Consider the following 23,576-nt stretch of genomic DNA (forward strand, 5'->3'; position numbering starts at 1 on the left):
TCTTTACAGAAACCCTTTCAAGATTATATTGCAGGTCAGGTTAACACAATTATCACCGAACCTATTTTTTATGACTTTTTGATCTGTGCGTGCATTTCCTGCACAGAGGTCACCTTCTCAGTGGCATCGGCATTCAGCGCCATCGCCGTCGCGAAACCGCCGTTCAGGGTAGTGTCATAATGCACTTTGTACTGCAGTGCGCTGCGGCGAATCAGCTTGGAGTCTTCAATCGCCTGACGCCCTTCGGTGGTGTTGATGATGTAAGTGTACTCGCCATTCTTGATACGGTCCTGAATGTGCGGACGCCCTTCATGCACCTTGTTCACCAGACGTGGATTGATACCCGCTTCGCCCAGCACAATCGCCGTGCCGTGCGTCGCATCCAGCTCAAAACCAAACTTCAGCAGCTTCGCCGCCAGGTCAACCACGCGCTCTTTATCGCCTTCGCGAACGGAGAGCAGCGCACGACCCTGTTTTTTCATGGTGGAGCTGCTGCCCAGCTGTGCCTTAGCGAACGCTTCTGCGAAGGTACGCCCCACGCCCATCACTTCCCCGGTAGAGCGCATTTCCGGCCCTAACAGCGGGTCAACGCCCGGGAACTTGTTGAACGGCAGCACCACTTCTTTTACCGAGTAGTACGGCGGGATAACTTCCCTGGTGACGCCCTGCTGTGCCAGCGTTTTTCCGACCATTACGCGTGCCGCGACTTTTGCAAGCGCAACACCCGTTGCTTTGGAGACGAATGGAACGGTACGCGCCGCACGCGGGTTCACTTCAATCAGGTAAACTTCGTTATTCTTCACCGCAAACTGAACGTTCATCAGACCGCGAACCTGCAGTTCGAAGGCCAGTTTCTGCACCTGCTGGCGCATTACATCCTGAATTTCCTGGCTCAGCGTGTACGCAGGCAGAGAACATGCGGAGTCACCGGAGTGTACGCCCGCCTGTTCGATGTGCTCCATAATGCCGCCAATCAGCACCATTTCGCCGTCGCAGATAGCGTCCACGTCCACTTCAACCGCATCATCAAGGAAACGGTCCAGCAGTACCGGCGCATCGTTAGAAACGCTGACCGCAGTCTGGAAGTAGCGACGCAGGTCGGCTTCGTCATAGACGATTTCCATCGCGCGGCCGCCGAGAACGTAGGATGGACGCACCACCAGCGGGTAACCAATCTCTTTCGCCTTCTCAACAGCCTGTTCGATAGCCGTTACGGTAGCGTTCGCCGGTTGCTTCAGCTTCAGACGGTCAACCGCCTGCTGGAAGCGCTCACGGTCTTCCGCGCGGTCGATGGCATCCGGGCTGGTGCCGATAACCGGTACACCTGCAGCTTCCAGCGCACGCGCCAGCTTCAGCGGGGTCTGGCCGCCATACTGTACGATGACGCCTTTCGGCTTCTCAATGCGCACGATTTCCAGTACGTCTTCCAGGGTTACCGGCTCAAAGTACAGGCGGTCGGAAGTGTCGTAGTCGGTAGAGACGGTTTCCGGGTTACAGTTGACCATAATGGTCTCGTAACCGTCTTCGCGCAGCGCCAGAGAGGCGTGTACGCAGCAGTAGTCGAACTCAATGCCCTGACCGATACGGTTTGGACCACCGCCCAGCACCATGATTTTATCGCGGTCGACGGACGGATTCGCTTCACACTCATCTTCATAAGTGGAGTACATGTAAGCGGTGTCGGTCGCGAATTCTGCCGCACAGGTATCCACGCGCTTGTAGACCGGGTGCAGGTTGTACTGGTCGCGCAGCTTGCGGATTTCCGCTTCGCGAACGCCGGCCAGTTTTGCCAGACGCGCATCAGCGAAGCCTTTGCGCTTCAGTACGCGCAGGAAGTCAGCGTCGAGGCCGTTGATGCCAAGGTCAATGACTTTTTCTTCCAGACGCACCAGCTCTTCAATCTGCACCAGGAACCAGCGGTCGATGTTGGTCAGGTTGAACACGCCATCGACGGACAGGCCAGCACGGAAGGCATCGGCGATGTACCAGATACGCTCAGCGCCAGCGTCTTTCAGCTCGCGACGGATTTTAGTCAGTGCTTCCGGGTCGTCCAGGCTGACTTTCGGGTCGAAGCCGGTCGCGCCCACTTCCAGACCGCGCAGCGCTTTCTGCAGCGATTCCTGCTGGGTGCGGCCAATCGCCATCACTTCACCGACAGATTTCATCTGTGTGGTCAGACGGTCATTAGCACCAACGAATTTCTCGAAGTTGAAGCGTGGAATTTTCGTCACAACGTAATCGATGGACGGCTCAAACGAGGCCGGAGTACGGCCGCCGGTGATGTCGTTCATCAGCTCGTCGAGGGTATAACCCACCGCCAGCTTGGCGGCAACTTTAGCAATCGGGAAGCCGGTGGCTTTGGACGCCAGCGCCGAGGAGCGGGATACGCGCGGATTCATCTCGATGACAATCAGGCGACCGTTTTTCGGGTTTACCGCAAACTGGACGTTAGAACCGCCGGTTTCCACGCCAATTTCACGCAGTACCGCCATCGAGGCGTTACGCATGATTTGATATTCTTTGTCAGTCAGCGTCTGGGCAGGTGCTACGGTGATGGAGTCACCGGTATGGATGCCCATCGCATCGAAGTTTTCGATGGAGCAGACGATGATGCAGTTGTCGTTTTTATCACGCACCACTTCCATCTCGTACTCTTTCCAGCCAATCAGCGATTCATCAATCAGCAGCTCGTTGGTTGGGGAAAGGTCCAGACCGCGTTCGCAGATTTCTTCGAACTCTTCGCGGTTGTAGGCGATACCGCCACCGGTGCCGCCCATGGTGAAGCTAGGACGGATAATGCACGGGAAGCCAACGTCAGCGGCAACCGCCAGCGCTTCTTCCATGGTGTGAGCGATGCCTGAACGCGCGGTGTCGAGACCAATTTTCTTCATCGCGATGTCGAAGCGACGACGGTCTTCCGCTTTATCAATAGCATCCGCCGTCGCGCCAATCATGGTCACGCCGAACTCAGCCAGTACGCCCTGGCGTTCCAGTTCCAGTGCGCAGTTCAGCGCGGTCTGACCGCCCATGGTTGGTAGCACCGCATCCGGGCGCTCTTTCTCAATGATTTTGCGTACCACTTCCCAGTGAATTGGCTCGATGTAGGTGGCATCGGCCATTTCCGGGTCGGTCATGATGGTTGCCGGGTTGGAGTTCACCAGAATAACGCGGTAACCCTCTTCACGCAGGGCTTTACACGCCTGCGCGCCGGAATAGTCAAACTCACACGCCTGACCGATAACAATCGGACCCGCGCCCAGAATCAGGATACTTTTTATGTCTGTACGTTTTGGCATGGCTCTTTTACTCCTGATTATTTCGCGGACTGACGGTATTGCTCAATTAACTCGATAAAGTGGTCGAACAGCGGTGCGGCATCGTGCGGACCCGGACTCGCTTCAGGGTGCCCCTGGAAGCTGAATGCCGGTTTGTCGGTACGATGAATCCCCTGCAAGGTGCCGTCGAACAGTGACTTGTGGGTCACGCGCAGGTTGGCAGGCATGGAGGCTTCATCTACAGCAAAACCGTGGTTCTGCGCGGTGATCATCACGGTGTTGTTATCAATATCTTTTACCGGATGGTTGCCGCCATGGTGGCCGAACTTCATCTTAATGGTCTTCGCACCGCTCGCCAGCGCCAGCAGTTGATGGCCGAGGCAGATACCAAATACCGGAATATCGGTTTCGAGGAATTTCTGAATCGCGGTAATCGCGTAGTCGCACGGCGCCGGGTCGCCAGGGCCGTTGGACAGGAAGATACCGTCCGGATTCATCTTCAGAACGTCTTCTGCTGAGGTTTTCGCCGGTACAACCGTCAGGCGGCAGCCGCGGTCCGCTAACATACGCAGAATGTTACGTTTAGCGCCGAAATCGTAAGCCACAACGTGGAACGGCAGTTCATCGGCAGATTTTGCTTCCGGCAGGTCACCCGCCAGCGTCCAGCTCCCCTGCGTCCAGCTATAAGGCTCCGCGGTGGTCACTTCTTTCGCCAGATCCATACCGTTCAGGCCAGGGAAAGCTTTTGCTTTTTCCAGTGCCAGCGCCGCATCCGGGTTATCACCCGCGATGATGCAGCCGTTCTGTGCCCCCTTTTCACGCAGCAAACGCGTCAGCTTACGGGTATCGATATCAGCAATCGCCACAATGTTATGGCGCTTCAGGTAAGAAGAGAGGTCTTCGGTATCGCGGAAGTTGCTGGCAATCAGCGGCAGGTCGCGGATGACCAGGCCTTGCGCATGTACCTGTGAAGATTCTGCATCGGCTTCATTGGTGCCGACATTACCGATATGAGGATAAGTAAGAGTGACGATTTGGCGGGAATAGGAAGGATCAGTGAGGATTTCTTGATAACCGGTCATTGAAGTATTGAAAACGACTTCCCCAACCGCCGAACCTGTTGCCCCTATGGCCCGACCGTGAAACTGGGTTCCGTCTTCCAGAACCAATAGCGCTGACTTAATCAAAACACCCTCCAGAGAATATTCACTCACTTTATTTGCATATTAATTCATTAACACATCATGAATCAATGCAAATTTGCTTACCTATGGATTTCTGGCAAACGGCGGCATTCTAGAGATAGCCCACGTAAAAGTCTACCCAAAAGGGTAATTTTTATTATTATTTTGCGCCACTGGGATAAATCACACGATTTAACAGGCAAAAAGATCAGCTAACTCGGGGTGGAAAACGCTTGCGGTGGATGAAGAGTGTAAAAACATGAAACACGATAGAAAAAAGTGGACCATTTGGTCAAAATTTACAATGAGATAACAAAAATACCCAACAAAACACAGATAAATACTATCTTAAAAGGAAAAACACATCAGAAAGTGAAAAATAAAAGGGCAATAAAATATTGCCCTATGTAATCAATTAATTATGATTACAATAACCACATCACGAAGGGTAATAAAAGCTACAAACTGCGTAAATCAAGCACATCTTTCATATCAAAAAGACCATTTGGCTTTGATTTTAGCCAAATTGCCGAACGCACTGCGCCATTGGCGAAGGTCATGCGGCTGGACGCTTTATGCGTGATCTCAATACGCTCGCCAATATCAGCAAACATCGCGGTATGCTCACCAACGATATCCCCCGCCCGCACCGTGGCAAAGCCGATCGTGCCCGGTACGCGCTCGCCGGTGTAACCCTCACGGGAATAGACTGCGCAGTCTTTCAGATCTTTATCCAGCGCCCCGGCAATCGCCTCGCCCATCGCCAGCGCAGTGCCTGACGGCGCATCCACTTTATGGCGGTGGTGGGCTTCAATAATCTCAATATCGGTGTAATCGCCCATCACTTTCGCCGCTTTCTCCAGCAGCTTCAGCATAACGTTGACGCCGACGCTAAAGTTCGCGGCGAAAACGATAGCAATCTCCTGCGCCGCATCACGAATAGCCTGTTTACCTGCGTCATCAAAGCCAGTGGTGCCAATCACCATCCCTTTACCGTGTTGGCGGCAAAACGCCAGATGCGTCAGCGTGCCTTCCGGGCGGGTAAAATCGATGAAAACATCGAAATCATCTTTCACCGCTTCAAGGCTGCTTTGTACGGTAACGCCCGTTTTCCCGGCTCCCGCTAATTCTCCGGCATCGCTTCCCAGTAAGGACGAGCCTTCGCGCTCCAGTGCCGCGCCGAGCTGTACGCCATCCATGCCGAGAGTGGCCTGAATCAACTGACGCCCCATGCGTCCTCCGGCTCCCGCGATGGCAACGCGGATTTGTGCATCATGCATAGCTATTCTCTTTTGTTAATTTTACGTAAATCGTTTTCAGATTAACCAGCGCAACGCTGCGCCGCCAGCCGAAAACGTCGATAATTAGAATTTAATGATAAACAGGCAGAGATATCAGTAAAAGGCATGACGCCACGGAATAAGCAGCGTCATCGGGTTATAAAGCGTGGAGATCAAGGGGCCAGCGCCAGTACCTCTGCCACCCACTGCTGGAAACCTTCAACGTTCAGGTCCAACGCAACCTGCGCATTTGCTGGATGCCCCAGACGTCCTTCGATGTCCACCACCGTCGTACCCGAGGTATATTCGCCCTGGGTTTCAACCGCCACGAAACACGACTGCAGGGTAAACAGTTCCGGGCGCACCAGCCAGGCAATGGCACAGAGATCGTGCATTCGCAGCCCCGTATTCATACTGCCGCTACGGTAATGGCTAAACAGCGCGTGCAGCATTTTTCCCGTCTGGTTAAGCTGGGGGAGCGTCGCCAGATAGTCCGGGGCGAGCATGGCCTGGTTAGTAACATCCAGCCCACACATCACAATATCCAGCCCGCTCTGGAAGACTTTCGCGGCAGCCTCGGGATCGATAGCAATATTAAACTCGGCGTTGGGTGTGAAGTTCCCGCGCCCGGCAGAGCCGCCCATAATCACCAGACGGTGAATGTTGAATACGCATTCAGGATAATGGGTCAGCAGCAGCGCAATGTTGGTCAGCGGGCCAATTGCCACCAGCGTCACGGGCTGCGGGGCATGCATCAGCGCGTCGCGAATCGCCTGGAAGGCGGGTTTTGCCATCGCCTGGCGGTCGTGTTCGACAAATTCATACCCTTCCATACCGGACTCGCCGTGCACGGAAGCGGCATCACGCAGCGGCCGCACCAGCGGCATCGATGCTCCCTGCGCCAGTGGAACATCCGCATTCCAGAAGTGCAGCAGTTGCAACGCATTACGGGTGGTTTTTTCCACCGACACATTGCCTGCTACCGTGGTCATCAGTTGCAGATCCAGCTCAGGGGCAAACAGCGCGGCGGCAATGGCGGCGGCATCATCAATGCCGGGATCGGTATCAAGAATGATCGGTAAGCGCATGGTTTCTCCATAAAAAAATGCCAGACGTTAAGTCTGGCATCTTCTCATAATCGTAACCGGAAAGACTTACTCTACTTCACGAACATCCACACGCAGCTCTTTCGGCACTTCGAAAACGATGTTCTCTTCGCGGCCTTCCAGCGGAATAGCTTCCCCACCGCCAAGTTCCTGCAGACGAGCAATCACGTTTTGCACCAGGATATCCGGCGCCGAGGCTCCGGCAGTCACACCTACGCACTTCGCCTCTTTCACCCACGCTTCCTGGATGTCGGTCGCATCGTCAATCAAATACGCCGCTTTCCCCATTCGCTGTGCCAGTTCAGCCAGACGGTTGGAGTTAGAGGAGTTCTTCGAGCCGACCACCAGCACAACATCAGCCTGTTCCGCCAGCGCGCGAACCGCTTCCTGACGGTTGGTGGTGGCATAACAGATATCATCTTTGCGCGGTCCGACAATTTTCGGGAAGCGTTGACGCAGAGCATCAATAACGTCAGAAGTGTCGTCAACGGAGAGCGTGGTCTGCGTCATGAAGGATAATTTGCCTTCATTTTTCACATTCAGTTTCTGCACATCTTCCGGTGATTCAACCAGGTACATTCCCCCTTGCGGGTTGCTGTACTGGCCCATCGTGCCTTCGACTTCCGGGTGACCGGCGTGACCAATCAGAATAGATTCTTCGCCACGACGGCTGGCGCGGGCAACTTCCATATGCACTTTCGTGACTAGCGGACAGGTTGCATCAAAAACCGTGAGGTCGCGGCCTTTGGCTTCGTTACGCACCGCCTGAGACACGCCATGAGCGGAGAAAATCAGGATCGCGCCATCCGGCACTTCGCTGATTTGCTCGATAAAAATAGCGCCGCGCTCGCGCAGGCTATCCACCACATAACGGTTATGTACCACTTCATGACGGACATAAATCGGCGCGCCGTAAATAGCCAGCGCGTTTTCCACAATGCTGATAGCGCGGTCTACGCCAGCGCAAAAACCGCGCGGGTTGGCCAACAGGATCTGCATTTTACGCCTCCAGTGCCGGTTCGACTTCCAGCACTTCAATATCAAAATGAACGGTATGCCCGGCCAGCGGATGGTTGAAATCAACCGTGATCGAGTCACCGTTGATTTCGCGGATCACGCCTGGCATCTCACTGCCGTCCATTGCGGTAAAGAGCATGATAGCGCCAATTTCTGGCTCGCCCGCGTCCATAAATTCCCGACGCGAGAAATACTGAATTAAGTCCGGACTTGATACGCCAAAGGCGGCATCCGGCTCCAGAGCAAAGGTGGTTTTATCGCCTTCTTTTAGCCCCAGCAGGTGTTGCTCCAGTCCTTCAGACAGAGAACCGTCGCCCAGGCGAAACAGCGCAGGCTTGCCGTTATTGCGGGTTGACTCTGCGGTGGAGCCATCGTCGAGCTTAAGGGTGAAGTGCACCAGCACCGCACTGTTACTCTGTACTGATTTAGACATGCAGGTTGCTCTTTAAAATTGCTGCCGCCTGTCTGCCCGGTGGCGCTACGCTTACCGAGCCTACAAGGATCGCAGTAAATTGTAGGCCGGATTAGCATAGCGCCATCCGGCATTTTTTTATGCGGCTTTTTTCTCTTTCGACGGCAGGAAGCCTTCGAGAACAATCAATGCCGCCCCGATACAGATAGCTGTATCGGCCAGATTGAAGGTCGCGAAATGCCAGTCGCCGACGTAAAAGTCAATCATATCAACCACGAAGCCGTGCCACAGGCGGTCAAACAAGTTGCCCAGCGCACCGCCAATGATTAACGCATACGCGATGTTGTTCAGCTTCTGCGTCGCCTTCGAGCGATACATCATCACCATCAGGATGACGCAAATACCGATGGCGATACCGGCAAAGAACCAACGTTGCCAGCCGCCGCTGTCAGCTAAGAAGCTAAACGCCGCACCATAGTTACGCGCGTAGTGCAGATTAAGCGACGGAAACAGCGACACCGTATCCCCCAGAGCAAAGTTCTGGAGGATCAGGTATTTGCTGCCTAAATCGATAATCAGCACGACTACCACCAGCCACAGCCAGCGTAGTCCTGTTGAACAAAGAGGTTTACTCATCAGGCAAACTTACGTTGTTCGCCATCACCGGCGATGTTGCTGACACAGCGTCCGCAGATATCTGCATGTTCCGCCACCTGGCCGACGTCGGTAGTGTAATGCCAGCAGCGCGGACATTTATCACCTTCGGCTTTGCTCAGGACAATTTTCAGACCTTTGAGCAGTTCGCTCTGCTGAGCATCAGTCGGAGCCGCTGCAAAATCTGCAACCGTCGCGCCGGAGGTCAGCAGAACAAAGCGCAACTCTTCGCCCAGCGCGGTCAGTTTCGCCGCCAGCTCAGGTTCAGCGTACAGGGTCACTGCCGCTTCCAGAGAACCGCCGACTTTCTTATCCGCACGCGCCTGCTCGATAACCTTGTTCACTTCGCCACGCACTTTCAGCAGCTCGTCCCAGTAGGCATCGTTCATCGCTTCGGTTTCGCCTAAGCCAAACAGACCTTCGTACCATTCACCGGTAAAGACGTACTTCTCACGATCGCCCGGCAGGTAGCCCCAGATTTCATCGGCGGTGAAGGACATGATCGGCGCCATCCAGCGAACCAGCGCTTCTGCAATATGGAACAGCGCTGTCTGGCAGCTACGACGCGCCACACTGTCCGCTTTCGCGGTGTACTGACGGTCTTTGATGATGTCGAGATAGAACGAACCCATTTCTACGGAGCAGAAGCGCATCAGGCGCTGTACCACTTCGTGGAAGTCATAAGCTTCATAGGCTTTCAGGATTTCGTCCTGCGCCGCTTGCGCACAACCTACCGCCCACCTGTCCAGCACCACCATATCTTCCGGTTTCACCATGTCTTTAACCGGATCGAACCCGTTCAGGTTCGCCAGCAGGAAGCGCGCGGTGTTACGGATACGACGATAGCTGTCGGCAGCACGTTTCAGGATTTCGTCAGAAACGGCCATTTCACCGGTGTAATCGGTAGAAGCAACCCACAGACGCAGAATATCCGCGCCCAGTTTGTTCATCACGTCCTGCGGAGAAACGGTGTTACCGATAGATTTGGACATCTTACGGCCCTGACCATCAACGGTGAAACCGTGGGTCAGTACCTGGCGATAAGGTGCTTTGCCTTTCATGGCGGTGGAGATCATCAAGGAAGACATGAACCAGCCACGGTGCTGGTCAGAACCTTCCAGATACATATCTGCCGCATGGCCCGCAAACTCAGGACGCACATCCACGACGGATGAGTGGGTTGAACCGGAGTCGAACCACACGTCCAGCGTATCCGGGACTTTGACATACTGGTCAGCTTCGTCGCCGAGGATATCTTTCGGATCGAGATCCCACCACGCCTGGATGCCGTCAACTTCAACGCGTTTAGCCACTTCTTCCATCAGTTCGATAGCGCGCGGATGCAGCTCTTCGGTGTCTTTGTGAACAAACAGAGACATCGGCACACCCCACGTACGCTGACGGGAGATACACCAGTCAGGACGGTTGGCAACCATCGATTCAATACGCGCCTGGCCCCAGTCCGGGATCCACTGTACGCCTTTGATCTCTTTCAGCGACTGCGCGCGCAGGCCTTTCTGATCCATGCTGACGAACCACTGCGGGGTCGCACGGAAGATGATCGGTGACTTGTGACGCCAGCAGCATGGGTAGCTGTGCTGCATCTTCTCAACGTGCAGCAACGCGCCTTTTTCGCTCAGCAGCGCAACGATTTTGTCGTTGGCTTTAAAGACGTTCACACCGTCCAGATCCGGATAGGTACCCGCCAGGTATGCGCCGTCCGGGCCAACCGGGTTAGCGATTTCCAGACCGTATTTCTGGCTGATGACGTAGTCATCCGGACCGTGACCGCCAGCGGTATGGACCGCACCGGTACCCGCGTCCAGCGTAACGTGATCGCCAAGGATAGCCGGCACGTCAAAGCCCATAAACGGATGGGTAAAGCGCAGCAGTTCCAGCTCAGCGCCTTTAACGGTGCCGAGAATGGTGTATTCAGCCGCGCCAATACGCTGCATGACGCTTTCAACCAAATCTTTAGCCAGAATCACAGCCTGGCCGTCAATCTGCACCAGCGCATAGTCAAAATCAGGAGCCAGAGAGATTGCGCGGTTCGCCGGTAACGTCCACGGGGTAGTGGTCCAGATAACCAGAGAGATCGGGCCGTTGACGTCAGAAACGCCAAATTTCGCTTTCACCGCATCCTGATCGGCAGCGTGGAACGCCACGTCGATGGACGGGGAGGTTTTGTCATAATACTCAACTTCCGCTTCCGCCAGCGCGGAACGGCAGTCAACGCACCAGTGCACCGGCTTCGCACCTTTGTGCAGGTGACCGTTACCGATGATTTTACCCAGCGCACGAATGATGTTGGCTTCAGTTTTGAAGTCCATGGTCAGGTACGGATGCGACCAGTCGCCCAGTACGCCAAGACGGATAAAGTCTTTACGCTGACCATCAACCTGGGTCGCTGCGTATTCACGGCACTTGGCGCGGAACTCAGCAGCGGTGAACTTCTCGCCCGGCTTGCCGTATTCCTGTTCTACTTTCAGCTCGATCGGCAGACCGTGGCAGTCCCAGCCCGGAACGTACGGCGAGTCATAGCCCGTGAGTCCTTTGGACTTCACGATAATGTCTTTCAGAATCTTGTTAACCGAGTGACCAATATGAATGCTGCCATTCGCATAAGGAGGGCCATCATGCAGAATGAAGGTTTTTTTGCCTTTTTTGGCCGCACGAATGATGCCGTACAGGTCATCATCAGTCCAACGCGCCAGCATTCCCGGTTCGCGCTTGGCGAGATCGCCGCGCATCGGGAACCCTGTTTCCGGCAAATTCAGGGTTGATTTATAGTCACTCATCAGATTCTCGGTTCCGTATTTAAAACTCGTATAGGCATTAAGCCGGTTTTGTTAGCCCAAAAAATTCACGGGCAGTCAACTCATCACGCGCAATCTGCGCTTTTAGTTCATCCAGCGAGGCAAATCGCTGTTCGCTGCGTATTTTTTTACGCAGTACTACATCTATATGGCGACCATACAGGTCCATTACAACGTCCAATAGATGCACTTCCAACTGTTGGCGTACGCCTGCTACCGTCGGCCGGGTGCCGATGTTGGCGACGCCGGGCAACGGTTTGTCACCCAGCCCCATCACTTCAACCGCATAAACACCTTTCACCGGAGAAACCTGACGACGAAGCGGTAAGTTTGCCGTCGGAAAACCGATGGTGCGCCCTAACTCATCACCGTGAACGACGCGTCCTGAGATAGTAAAAGGATGCCCAAGCAAGCTTTCGGCCAGTTGCAGGTTATCTTCGGCCAGCGCCTGACGTACTGCGGTGCTGCTGATACGCACACCGCCTTCACAGAAGGTTTGGGTGCTGGTGATATCAAAACCATACTCAGCGCCCGCTTCCTGTAATAACAAGAAATCGCCCGCACGGCTAGCGCCAAAGCGGAAATCATCGCCAACGGCAAGAAATTGTACACCAAGGCGCTTCACCAGCAGGTCGCTGATGAAGGTCTGCGCCGTTAATGCGGCGAAACGCCTGTCAAAACGCACGCACAGCACGTAGTCCACACCGCATTCGGCCAGATAACGCAGTTTTTCCCGCAGGCGGGTAAGGCGCGCAGGTGACTTGTCCGTCGCAAACAGTTCCAGCGGCTGTGGCTCGAAAATCATTACCACCACCGGTAAATTGCGTTTGCGCCCTTCTTCCCGTAAGCCTTGCAGCAACGCACGGTGGCCACGATGCACACCGTCGAAATTACCAATAGTCAGCACACACCCATGCGGGGCCTGGCTGAGATTATGTATGCCTCGTATCAGCTTCATGTCTGGCTCAAAACAGTGAAAATCGTGAAAGTATACCCTGTACCGCGGTCAAGGTTAACCGGCGATTGTTTCTACGAAACAGAAAGAGGATGGTTTTCATTGTTATGAAACAAATTGACGCCCTTCACGGGCACACCAATGCAATTTTTCTCGTCGAAAAGCTGTATTCACGCCACGCAAGCTGGTAGAATCCTGCGCCATCACTACGCAACGAGTGCTGGAATTTAAACGGCGCTTATTTGCACAAATCCATTGACAAAAGAAGGCTAAAAGGGCATATTCCTCGGCCTTTGAATTGTCCATATAGAACACATTTGGGAGTTGGACCTTGGCTAATATCAAATCAGCTAAGAAGCGCGCCGTTCAGTCTGAAAAGGCCCGCAAGCACAACGCTAGCCGTCGCTCTATGATGCGTACTTTCATCAAGAAAGTATACGCAGCTATCGAAGCTGGCGACAAAGCTACTGCACTGAAAGCATTTAACGAAATGCAACCAATCGTGGACCGTCAGGCTGCTAAAGGTCTGATCCACAAAAACAAAGCTGCACGTCATAAAGCAAACCTGACTGCACAGATCAACAAACTGGCTTAATCGCCTGCTTGTTGACGCTTTGTGAAAAAACCCGCGCAAGCGGGTTTTTTTATACCTGCTATCTGGCGTTTTTCTCTTCAGCCACTGATGTTGATCTCGCTCGCCCACGCTCTTCCTGACCAGCCTGTTTTTTCAGCTATCCCTCCCTTAGTTGCGTCGCGTAATACTTGAAAATTATTTTCTTTCACTGTTTTCCTTTTTTTATTTCATTATTAAAAAAACTGTGACCACCTTAGCAAATAGAAACATCGTTCATTCAAAAACGAATAAACGCAATCCTGATGTAAGATTTGATAATTGATTGCCGCGGTAGGGTCAACTACTTTTCATGTACACCTTACTCACTCATTTTAATCTGAGGTTAAATTCAGTAACGACATAAAAAATAATATTTAAACTTGCTTGGAAAGTAAAAGCTGTTTTTCTGGGCGTATCGCACCAATATCGGAGTTATTATTATGAGTTCTGTTATTGAGGATACCCAGCCTTGCGGGTCAGCATCATTATCTTTACTACAGCGTATTAGCTACGGCTCTTTGGATGTGGCAGGTAATCTACTGTACTGTTTCGGCTCAACCTACATCTTATATTTCTACACTGACGTTGCGGGCATTAGTCTCGCCGTAGCAGGTGTCATCCTGCTGTTGGCGCGTATCGTAGATGGTATAGATGCCCCAATCTGGGGGATCATTATCGATAAAACACGTTCACGTTACGGTAAATGTCGTCCCTGGTTCTTATGGCTGCCGCTGCCTTTTGGTGTATTCAGCGCGCTGTCATTTTGGTCTCCAGATATCAGCATGACAGGAAAAGCCATATATGCAGCAATATCCTACATGATTGCCAGCATTTTATTTACCGGACTCAATACACCGCTCAGCGCAATATTACCTCTAATGACTCTGTCCCCTAAGGAACGGCTGGTATTAAATTCCTGGAGAATGACCGGGGGACAAATTGGGGTTTTATTAATGAATGCCACAGCATTACCCCTGGTTGCATTTTTAGGTAACGGAAATGATCATGCCGGATTTATTTACACGGCGATTCTGTTTGCTGTGATATCCTGTTCGCTAACGCTTTTCGCCTTTAAAAATATCCGCGAAATGGATGCGGATAAAATACAGCAAGAACCAAAACTGCCGATGAAAAAAAGTTTCACGGCAATGAAAGGTAACTGGCCATGGATCCTGATGGTGCTGGCCAATCTGATCTTCTGGATTGCCCTGCAACAGCGGTCCACAACCATTGTTTATTATCTGACCTACAACCTCGATCGCAAAGACCTGGTTCCGCTGATTAACAGTCTGGCGACGATTCAGATCCTGTTCATCATCGCCATCCCTTTCTTTAGCAAATTCCTGGCTAAAACCTGGATATGGGTAGGAGGCTTGCTGGTCGCCACGTTCGGCGGCGTCTTGATGTGGCTGGCGGCGGACAACATACCTTTCCTCATCGCGGCCTGGGTGCTCGGCAATATCGGTAGCGGAATCGCCTGCTCAATGCCGTTTGCCATGTTGGGCTTTGCCGTCGACTTCGGTGCCTGGAAAACGGGCATCAAGGCCACGGGCATTCTTATCGCCTTCGGCAGTACTTTCTGCATCAAGATGGGCAGTGGTCTGGGTACCGCTTTCGCCGCCTGGATCATGAACAGTTTTGGCTATGTCCCGAACCATGCCCAAAGCGCTGCGGGCCTGGAAGGCATTACCTGGGCTTTTATCTGGGCGCCCGCCCTACTCTTCGCTCTCGCGGCGATCCCGCTACTTTTCTTCCGTAAGTACGAAGCAATGGAAGAGACGATTCGCCACGATCTGGAAACCATCACCCAATAACTTTCTTAATCTTTACCCTCAAAATATGGGAGGCACCACCATGCCATTTGTGCAACATGACCCGCGTCGTCTGGTCTGGCAGCAAAACGATCGCTATTTGTGGATTGAACCCTGGGGCGAGAACAGCCTGCGCATACGCAGTGGTCGTCATCTGCCGGTAATGAGAAATGAAGACTGGGCATTGACTGAGCCAGTCGCAGAAAGCCACTGCCACATCGATTATGAGCACCACCAGGCGACGCTGACCAACGGCAAAATTATCGCTATCGTCAATCAAAAAGGACAAGTTACCTTTTACCGCCATCCACACAAACCCCTGTTGCAGGAGTTCTGGCGCCTGCGGGGCGAAATTGGCGAGGATGAATCTTCTCACGGCCAGTACGTCAGCGCACTCAACCTTGAGGGACGCGAATTCCGCCCTATTCAGGGTGGGAAATATTCGCTTAAAGCCCGCTTCGAAGCCACCGAAGGGGAAAAAATTTACGGTATGGGGCAGTATCAACAGGCCAATCTGGATCTCAAAGGATGCGTGCTCGAACTGGCCCAGCGCAACTCTCAGGCCTCGGTGCCCTTTATGCTCTCAAGCCTGGGCTACGGATTTTTATGGAACAACCCGGCGGTCGGCCGCGTGACATTCGCCCACAACGTGACCGAGTGGGAAGCTCAGATCAGCGAGCAGCTGGACTACTGGATCACCGCTGGCGATACCCCGGCAGAAATTAGCCGGGCGTATGCGCTCGCCACGGGCACGCCGCCAATGATGCCGGATTACGCCATGGGCTTCTGGCAGTGCAAGTTACGTTATCGCACTCAGGAGGAGTTGCTCGCCGTCGCCCGCGAGTACAAACGGCGCAATCTCCCCATTTCGGTTATCGTTATCGACTTCTTCCACTGGCCAAATCAGGGGGACTGGATGTTCGACCCGCGCGACTGGCCCGATCCCGATGCCATGATCGCCGAACTGAAATCACTGGGTATCGAACTGATGGTGTCCGTGTGGCCAACGGTAGACAACCGCACCGAAAGCTATCGGGAGATGCGTGAAAACGGCTGGCTGGTGCAAACGGAACGCGGATTGCCGATTAATATGGATTTCCTCGGCAATACCACTTTCTTTGATGCCACCCATCCCGGCGCTCGCGACTACGTCTGGGGTAAGGCAAAACGCAACTATTACGATAAAGGCGTGAAGCTCTTCTGGCTAGACGAAGCCGAGCCGGAGTTCAGCGTTTACGACTACGATAATTATCGCTACCACGCCGGACCGGTGCTGGAAGTGGGCAATATCTACCCGCGAATGTATGCCAAAACCTTTTTTGACGGCATGAAAGCCGATGGCGAAGACCAGGTGATCAACCTGCTGCGCTGCGCCTGGGCCGGAAGTCAGAAATACGGCGCGCTGGTCTGGTCAGGTGATATCCACTCATCGTTTCGTTCTCTGCGCAATCAGTTTGCCGCCGGGATGAATATGGGGATTGCAGGTATCCCGTGGTGGACAACAGATATTGGCGGCTTTCATGGCGGCAATATTCACGACCCACACTTTCATGAGTTGCTGATTCGCTGGTTCCAGTGGGGCGTGTTTAGCCCGGTGATGCGCCTGCACGGCAACCGCGATCCGCAGATTTTACCGCAGCAGCCTTATCGGGACGGGATTGCCCAGTGCCCTACCGGCGCGCCCAACGAGATCTGGAGCTACGGTGAGGATGTGTGTGATGTGCTAACGGGTTGCCTGACACTGCGTGAGAAGCTCAAGCCCTACATCAAAGCGTTAATGGCAGAAACGCATAACTACAATACACCGGTGATGCGTACCCTATTTTTTGAGTTCCCCGATCAGCTAAAAAGCTGGGAAATCACCGACCAGTACTGTTTCGGCCCCGATCTGTTGGTTGCGCCCGTTATGCATGAAGGTATGCGCGAACGCGACGTTTGGTTGCCAGAAGGGGAAACATGGACGGATTTTGCGACCGGCGAGAGCTATCAGGGAGGACAAACGCTGCGCTATGACGCTCCCCTGAACAGAATTCCGGTATTTATCCGCGAAGGCGGGCAGTATCGTAATATGTTGAAACTGTAGTCATAGTCCGGCTGCGGTTAGTACACCGCAGCCGGCAACATAAAGGCGTTTAGACCTGTGGCGGCTTGAACAGTGCTGAGTAGTTGGCATTGCAAATACGCTGCACCGCCGGATGCTGGATCATCCTCTCCGCAAATATGGCGTGATACTCCTCCATCACATTCTCAACGCGTCCAATTTCAACAATAGAATCATCAGCATAGAAATTGTGTGAATACAGCGTAGGGGCAACGAATATCGCGTTATGCGTTGCGCCAAACGCTTTCATCAGCGCGGCGTCATCAAACTCGCCAAGGATTTCAACGTTCAGTCCTTGTGAGTTAATCCAGTTCAACAGCTTACGTCCAAGCATCGAACGACGACCAGGGATCAGCAATCGACGCTCTTCCAGACAGGCCGGAAACGGTTTCTCAGGCAGCGGCCTGGTGCACCAAAAGCTCACGCTGCATTCGCCAATCCGCACCGAGAACAGCCCTTCCTGCTGCGTTGAGTCGATCGGGCAATCGGAGATAATCATATCCAGCTTATGCTGGCTGAGCTGCTCCAGCAGCATCTCGTGTGTTGATTCAAAACAACGCAGATGGATTTGCTCGTTCTCAACCACAGCAGCATCCAGCACGCTGCTAACCAGTTGCTTCGATAATGCATCCGCCACGCCGACATCAAACAGCAAATTCGACTCTTTGCGATAGTTCACGATATCCAGCATTTCCTGGCTTAAGGTGAACATTTTATCCGCATAACGGAAAACTAATTCGCCTAATTCGCTGGGTTCCAGCCCTCGCCCCTTACGCTTAAACAACTTCCCTTGTAAGCGTTCCTCAAGCGCTTTGATCTGCCCGGTAATAGTTTGCGGTGTCAGATAAAGCGCTTCTGCGGCACCCACCACCGATCCTTCTTTATACACATGCCAGAAGTAATACAGGTGGTTGTAATTTATATGAGACATACTCTCTCCCTGAAATTGTCACCAAAGAGTTATCTGCTCAGGCTGACGTATTCAACCGGGTACGCAGCCAGCTATAACCGATAACTGCCGACAACAGTGAACCAATCAGGATCCCCAGTTTTGCCCAGTTAATCAGCTCCGGATCAACGTTACCAAACGCCAGACTGGCGATGAAAATCGACATTGTAAAGCCGATGCCGCACAGAATACCGACCGCCATAATTTGCTGGAAACTCGTGCCTTCAGGCAGTTGCGCCACCTTGAGACGTAATGCCAGCCAGCAGAACAGGCTGATCCCCAGCGGCTTACCGATAAGCAGGCCAGCGATAATTCCCAGCGGCAGGATAGAGGTCAATCCATCCAGCGTCACGCCCTGCAGCGAAACACCTGCGTTAGCGAAGGCAAACAGCGGCAGGATCAGATAAGCCACCCACGGATGCAGGACATGCTCCAGACGCTTTGCCGGTGAGCGCCCATGTTTTTCCTTTAACGGAATGAAGAAACCAACGATCACGCCTGCCAGAGTGGCATGCACGCCGGACTTCAGCACTGCCGTCCATAGCACGACGCCAACCAGAATATAAATACCGGTGCGTCTCACACCGCACAGATTCAATGCCGCCAGGACGAGAATTGCGCACGCGGCGACGCCCAGAGACAACAACGAGAGATCGCTGGTGTAGAACAACGCGATGATCACAATCGCGCCGAGGTCATCGATAATCGCCAGCGCCATCAGGAAGATTTTCAGTGCCAGCGGAACGCGACTGCCCAATAGCGCCAACACGCCTAATGCAAAAGCGATATCCGTTGCTGCCGGAATTGCCCATCCTTCACGAGTGATAGGGTCGGCATAGTTGAATGCCAGATACAGCAACGCCGGGACAATCATGCCGCCAATCGCGGCAATAATTGGAAACGCCGCCTGACGCAGGCTGGCAAGCGACCCCTGCATTAACTCACGCTTCACTTCCAGACCAATCAACAGGAAGAATACCGCCATCAACGCGTCGTTGATCCACAGTAGCATATTTTTGTTGATTTCAAGCGCGCCAACCCGCAGTTGGACAGGTGTTTCCAGAAAGGCGTGGTACCATCCACTGGTAACCCCGATATTTGCCATCAGCATAGCGACTGCGGCTGCGATGATCAGGATGATGCCTCCCGAGGCGTCGCTACTAAAAAAACGATGCAGATGTTTCACTTTTATTCTCTCTATTGGGTGAATACTTCGTAATTACTATCTTACACCCGCAAAAAGCTCGTTAAAATTAGATTATTCATGATGAATAAATCGGCTTTTCCGAGCATTATCTAATGAGAAAACACAGGATTAGTTAGTCTGCATCTGAGTGATGCCTCGCATTAAACGCGTATCTGAGATGGTCCAGCGTTGCCGTCACATTTGCCGGAGACATACGGTTGAGGTGTGCCAGAAAAGGATGTGTATCGATAAAATGGATAAAACGGGTCGCACTCACAAGCGTGGCGCTGCGTTGCATACTCGTTTTTCGGTTCTCTGTTAAGTTGCATACTGCCAGCGCGTAGTCACGCGTGGTGAATGTTCGCCAAACGTTATTACGGATGCCGCCCCCCATAAACAACCTTGGCGGAATATCTTTTTGCGGTGCTGATTCTCCACGTTCTCTCACAAAAGCAATGTGGCAACGCCCTTGCTGAACATGCTGTATATTCGCCATCATACATCCTCCCAGGATAAAGCATTCCTGATCGAGGTAATGCTGAATATTGAGAGAACGTTCATCCGTGAGCATTTTAACCAACTCGAAATGGCGATAAGCTGGCAAAACGGGTTTAACTAACATCCCCGGATCATTTTTGTGCAATATTGCAGGACCGTAATCCACATCAAAAAGCGTCTCCCGCCGCATCGTTATCACTTCTTTACGTTGCACAATATGCGCCAACGTACCGGGAGGCAGGCGTTCTTCATAGTCAGAATGATACTGATACTCAGCCTCTACGGGATGAGCTGAGTAATTTGTCGTAACGGCAACAATTCGACCGGTATTCTCTTCTGCAGTGACCAACACATACAGAAAACTATCACTACCGTTAAATTTGATCCGAAAAGCGCGCGTGCTCATGGCGATATCAAACGTAGGAAAAGTAAATTCGCGTTCCGCCAGATTTGCATTGCGAGAGAGTTTCTGTAACTCCCGATTCAACCCGGTGCTATCCAGCACGAGTGCGGTGCGAATATCCGCCAGTGTCGCACCTTCCTGAATCAGCGTGGCGAGATAATCCTGACGCGCATCTGTTTTCTGCCTGACAGGAGAAATAAATGTTTTATGACAACGCTGACAGTAAATACGCGGTTCTCCTTGCGCAGAAAAACCGTACCTTTTGAGTGAAATTCCCCCGCAGTGGGGGCAGGATTTTATCAGTCCTTTCCATGCCTGATTAACCGACTGACGAAAGCGGTTGAGTGATCGTTCCGAAATAATGGGGAAGAGAAAACCGCAGGCCCGGCATAGTATATTTTTCCCTTGGTTTTGGTAATCCGGGCTGTTCAACATACCCATATTTTTGCAGCCGGGCGTTTTACAACTATCGACATTAATCCAGGAAAACATATTCACTCCCTGCGAATACGATACGTTCAAGCAAATACTGATTTTATCTCTACAGGTGAAAAACCATTTTCGTAGAGTGTTTTCATGGCACTCATCGTCATTGCGGTATGAGAGAAAAACGACTTATATCCCGCGCACAAATAGTTGTGATTTCTTTTACCTGATATTGACGGCAAAAAACGATGCTTAGGACAACCGCCATAACAGGCGAACTGCCATGAGCAGGAGTCACATTCTTGTGCCATTGTGCGTCGCTTATCCTCGCCAAACTGCCGGTTTTTTTCGCTATTGTTCATCGCGCGCAGCGTCGAATCCTGAATATTCCCCAACTTGTACTGCGGATACACAAAATGATCGCAGTTATACACATCGCCGTTCATTTCCATGGCGAATGCGCTACCGCAGGTTGGTGCAAACACGCATACCTGCGGTGGTAACCCGCACCACGCCGCGAGCGTCTGCTCAAACATCTGTATGCCGATATCACCAATATCGTTACGGACCCAGACATCAAAAATAGCGTTGAGAAAATGGCCAAATTGCAGTGAATCAACCGACCACGGCATCATTCTTGTTTGTCCGCCTTCAGGATGTGCCAGACCAATACCGCCCTCTTCAGCGCTTCTTTCGATGAGCGGAATAAACTGCATATAGCGACTGCCAATGCTTTTCAGATAGTTATAGACTCGCACCGGGTGATGCATATTCGTGTGATTCACCACCGTCAGCGTATTAAATACTACACCGTGGCGTACCAGACATTTAACGGCCTGTTCAACTTTCCCATGCGTCGGTTTACCTGAACGAGTAACCCGCCATTCATCATGTAACGCGGCATCACCATCAATAGAAACGCCCACCAGGAAGGCGTGTTGCTTAAAAAAAATAGCCCATTCGTCGTCAATCAATATACCGTTAGTCTGGAAGGTATTTATAATCGTTTTACCGCCAGAATAACGCTGCTGCAATGCCAGCGCTCGCCGATAAAATGCCAACCCCATCAGCGTAGGTTCTCCCCCCTGCCACGCAAAAATCACGTCATTCACATCCTGCGCGGCAATATGCTGTTTGATGAATAACTCGAGCATGTCATCTGACATTCTGTAATTCGCTTTTCTATCCGGATAAAGCATCTCCTTTTCCAGATAAAAACAGTATTTACAGTCCAGATTACATACCGAGCCTGTCGGTTTAATCATGACCTGACAACTTTTTGTCTGCATTGTGATAGCTCCATAAATAAAAGAACCTGGCTCAGCACAAAAGCGTTGAACCAGGCGGGCATAGCCCTAAGTGGCATACCTTATGTTTCTTATAATTATTCAGTTAGCCCCAGGTGACTGGCGTTGGCTTGTCACCGCGAGCTTTCATCAGCGAATCGTTGTCAATGTCCTGTTTGTATTTCAGGAACTTGCCATACAGTTGTTTCTCGATTTCAGGTTGTTTCCCAATCTGATTAAGCGTTTCAAAGCGATCTTTTTTCAGGTTGTAGAGGTATTTGGGTTTATTTTCACGATCGATAATCATCTTCCAGTCGCCATCACGGATCGCCCATTCGTCAGTAGGATCATCCTGGAACGGCATATCAATACCAAAAATAAGTGGCTTCTGACGCGCTAACGTTTTCTGTTCCAGTAATGGAACCAGAGACTGCCCATCGTAGGTACGATCTGTTGGCAGTTTAAAGTTCATCATGTTTGCTAACGTCGGCACCCAGTCAAGACCATAAACTGGCGTATCCGTTACCATCCCCTGCGGAATATGTTTACCGTACTTGATGATTGCCGGAACACGGATACCGCCTTCCCAAAGGTTATCTTTACGGCCGCGAAGCCCATCCGTTTCACCCGCCAGGTTCAGTTCATATACTTTGCGAGCCTCGCGGGTCACTGGGCCGTTATCACTGGTGAAAATGACAATGGTGTTATCTTCTTCACCCATTGCCTTGATCTTATCCATTACTTTACCGACCTGAGCATCCATATAGCTGATGTTCGCGTAGTATTCGCCTGTTCCGCGCCATGGCTTATCCGCCCAGTCGCCGTAAAACAGATCCGGATGCTGTTTCTGGTAAGCGCTCATATATTGCGAATACATGTCGAGGTACTTTTTCGGCGAGGCCAGCGGGCTGTGAACTTCCGTGAACGCGACATATAAGAAGAACGGTTTGTCGTCTTTCTTGTTATCCAGCCAGTTGACGACTTCAGAACTGACAAGCTCGCCGCTCATGGTGTCCGCACGACCAATATGCTGTCCATTGCGGATCCAGCCAGTGGGATGCACCATGCCATAGCGGGGACGTTCTTTTGCGTTATCAAGCGTAGCATCCGTGACGAATCCCGCCGGGTTTACCAGGGTGTAGTCAAACCCCATGTCCTTCGCCTGCGGTTGATCGGTGCGATCGCCCCCGGCATTTAGGTGCAATTTCCCCATCATCGCCGTGTCATATCCCTGTTGCTTTAACAGGTTGGCAATCGTTAGTTCATTCCGTCCCAACGCGACATCTTTGCCTTCAGGGATCCAGGAACGGATCCCTGTACGGAATGGCATACGTCCCGTTAATAAACCCGCACGAGAAGGAGAGCACAGCGGCGCGGGCGCATAGTAGTCGGTCAATTTCACCCCTTCCTGTGCCAGCTTGTCGATATTAGGCGTTTTGACGATTTGATGGCCATAAGTCGCGAGATCGCCATAGCCCAAATCATCAGCCATAATAATCACTAAATTAGGCTGTTTCGCTGAAGCTGCATATGTTGTTTGTAATGCGCTCCCGGCACATAATGCCAGTCCAACTAAACTCGCCACGACTGTTTTTTTCATTTCC

At 52.3% G+C, this 23,576-nt stretch carries 17 protein-coding genes and 1 pseudogene; 3 read left to right on the top strand and 15 right to left on the bottom strand.

Annotated elements, in window-relative coordinates:
* Window positions 1-68: 68 nt before the first annotated feature.
* The 10 genes and pseudogenes from carB to G8S19_RS18880 all read right to left on the bottom strand — a co-directional run bounded on the left by carB (window position 69) and on the right by G8S19_RS18880 (window position 12,913).
* Entirely contained in the window at window positions 69-3,296 is a 3,228-nt protein-coding gene (gene carB, locus G8S19_RS18835; protein ID WP_253685698.1) for a carbamoyl-phosphate synthase large subunit, read from the bottom strand.
* A 17-nt stretch (window positions 3,297-3,313) separates the two neighbouring features.
* Window positions 3,314-4,462, bottom strand: a complete 1,149-nt coding sequence (carA, locus tag G8S19_RS18840; RefSeq protein ID WP_003018918.1) for a glutamine-hydrolyzing carbamoyl-phosphate synthase small subunit — start codon at window positions 4,460-4,462, stop codon at window positions 3,314-3,316.
* 455 nt (window positions 4,463-4,917) lie between these two features.
* Entirely contained in the window at window positions 4,918-5,739 is an 822-nt protein-coding gene (gene dapB, locus G8S19_RS18845; RefSeq protein ID WP_253685700.1) for a 4-hydroxy-tetrahydrodipicolinate reductase, read from the bottom strand.
* 173 nt (window positions 5,740-5,912) lie between these two features.
* A complete protein-coding gene (gene rihC / locus G8S19_RS18850) occupies window positions 5,913-6,827 on the bottom strand; it encodes a ribonucleoside hydrolase RihC (protein ID WP_101741353.1) in 915 nt (304 codons plus the stop codon).
* A 66-nt stretch (window positions 6,828-6,893) separates the two neighbouring features.
* Window positions 6,894-7,844, bottom strand: coding sequence for a 4-hydroxy-3-methylbut-2-enyl diphosphate reductase (gene ispH / locus G8S19_RS18855; protein WP_101741352.1), 951 nt, complete (start codon window positions 7,842-7,844; stop codon window positions 6,894-6,896).
* 1 nt (window position 7,845) lies between these two features.
* The gene (gene fkpB / locus G8S19_RS18860; RefSeq protein WP_003018929.1) at window positions 7,846-8,295 is read right to left on the bottom strand and encodes an FKBP-type peptidyl-prolyl cis-trans isomerase; all 450 of its coding nucleotides are present in this window, start codon (window positions 8,293-8,295) and stop codon (window positions 7,846-7,848) included.
* Window positions 8,296-8,412: 117 nt separating this feature from the next.
* Complete coding sequence (lspA, locus tag G8S19_RS18865) at window positions 8,413-8,910, bottom strand: signal peptidase II (RefSeq protein WP_003018932.1); 498 nt, start codon at window positions 8,908-8,910, stop codon at window positions 8,413-8,415.
* Window positions 8,910-11,726 carry an isoleucine--tRNA ligase gene (gene ileS / locus G8S19_RS18870; protein ID WP_253685702.1) on the bottom strand — a complete coding sequence of 939 codons (2,817 nt, stop codon included), beginning with the start codon at window positions 11,724-11,726 and terminating at the stop codon, window positions 8,910-8,912. Before ileS ends, lspA begins: the two co-directional genes overlap by 1 nt.
* Window positions 11,727-11,763: 37 nt before the next feature.
* Complete coding sequence (gene ribF, locus G8S19_RS18875; protein WP_003837336.1) at window positions 11,764-12,702, bottom strand: bifunctional riboflavin kinase/FAD synthetase; 939 nt, start codon at window positions 12,700-12,702, stop codon at window positions 11,764-11,766.
* Between the two features lie 7 nt (window positions 12,703-12,709).
* A pseudogene (locus G8S19_RS18880) lies at window positions 12,710-12,913 on the bottom strand (DUF2575 domain-containing protein).
* 117 nt (window positions 12,914-13,030) lie between these two features.
* Between G8S19_RS18880 and rpsT the strand changes: the two are divergent.
* From rpsT to G8S19_RS18895, 3 genes are all read left to right on the top strand, one after another.
* Window positions 13,031-13,294, top strand: a complete 264-nt coding sequence (gene rpsT / locus G8S19_RS18885; protein WP_003018940.1) for a 30S ribosomal protein S20 — start codon at window positions 13,031-13,033, stop codon at window positions 13,292-13,294.
* Window positions 13,295-13,752: 458 nt separating this feature from the next.
* Complete coding sequence (locus tag G8S19_RS18890; RefSeq protein ID WP_253685704.1) at window positions 13,753-15,126, top strand: MFS transporter; 1,374 nt, start codon at window positions 13,753-13,755, stop codon at window positions 15,124-15,126.
* Window positions 15,127-15,166: 40 nt separating this feature from the next.
* Entirely contained in the window at window positions 15,167-17,206 is a 2,040-nt protein-coding gene (locus G8S19_RS18895) for a glycoside hydrolase family 31 protein (RefSeq protein WP_253685706.1), read from the top strand.
* Between the two features lie 49 nt (window positions 17,207-17,255).
* Here G8S19_RS18895 and nhaR read toward each other — a convergent pair whose 3' ends face one another.
* The 5 genes from nhaR to G8S19_RS18920 form a co-directional block, all read right to left on the bottom strand.
* On the bottom strand, window positions 17,256-18,155 hold the full coding sequence (gene nhaR / locus G8S19_RS18900; RefSeq protein ID WP_048212744.1) for a transcriptional activator NhaR: 900 nt from the start codon (window positions 18,153-18,155) through the stop codon (window positions 17,256-17,258).
* Between the two features lie 37 nt (window positions 18,156-18,192).
* The gene (nhaA, locus tag G8S19_RS18905) at window positions 18,193-19,359 is read right to left on the bottom strand and encodes a Na+/H+ antiporter NhaA (RefSeq protein ID WP_048212745.1); all 1,167 of its coding nucleotides are present in this window, start codon (window positions 19,357-19,359) and stop codon (window positions 18,193-18,195) included.
* Between the two features lie 133 nt (window positions 19,360-19,492).
* The gene (locus G8S19_RS18910; RefSeq protein WP_253685708.1) at window positions 19,493-20,752 is read right to left on the bottom strand and encodes a cytoplasmic protein; all 1,260 of its coding nucleotides are present in this window, start codon (window positions 20,750-20,752) and stop codon (window positions 19,493-19,495) included.
* A 26-nt stretch (window positions 20,753-20,778) separates the two neighbouring features.
* Window positions 20,779-21,975, bottom strand: coding sequence for an anaerobic sulfatase maturase (locus G8S19_RS18915; protein WP_253685710.1), 1,197 nt, complete (start codon window positions 21,973-21,975; stop codon window positions 20,779-20,781).
* Window positions 21,976-22,078: 103 nt separating this feature from the next.
* Window positions 22,079-23,572 carry a sulfatase gene (locus tag G8S19_RS18920; RefSeq protein WP_253685712.1) on the bottom strand — a complete coding sequence of 498 codons (1,494 nt, stop codon included), beginning with the start codon at window positions 23,570-23,572 and terminating at the stop codon, window positions 22,079-22,081.
* Between the last annotated feature and the right edge of the window lie 4 nt (window positions 23,573-23,576).

Source organism: Citrobacter sp. SX206 (assembly GCF_024181025.1).
Lineage (GTDB): Bacteria > Pseudomonadota > Gammaproteobacteria > Enterobacterales > Enterobacteriaceae > Citrobacter > Citrobacter youngae.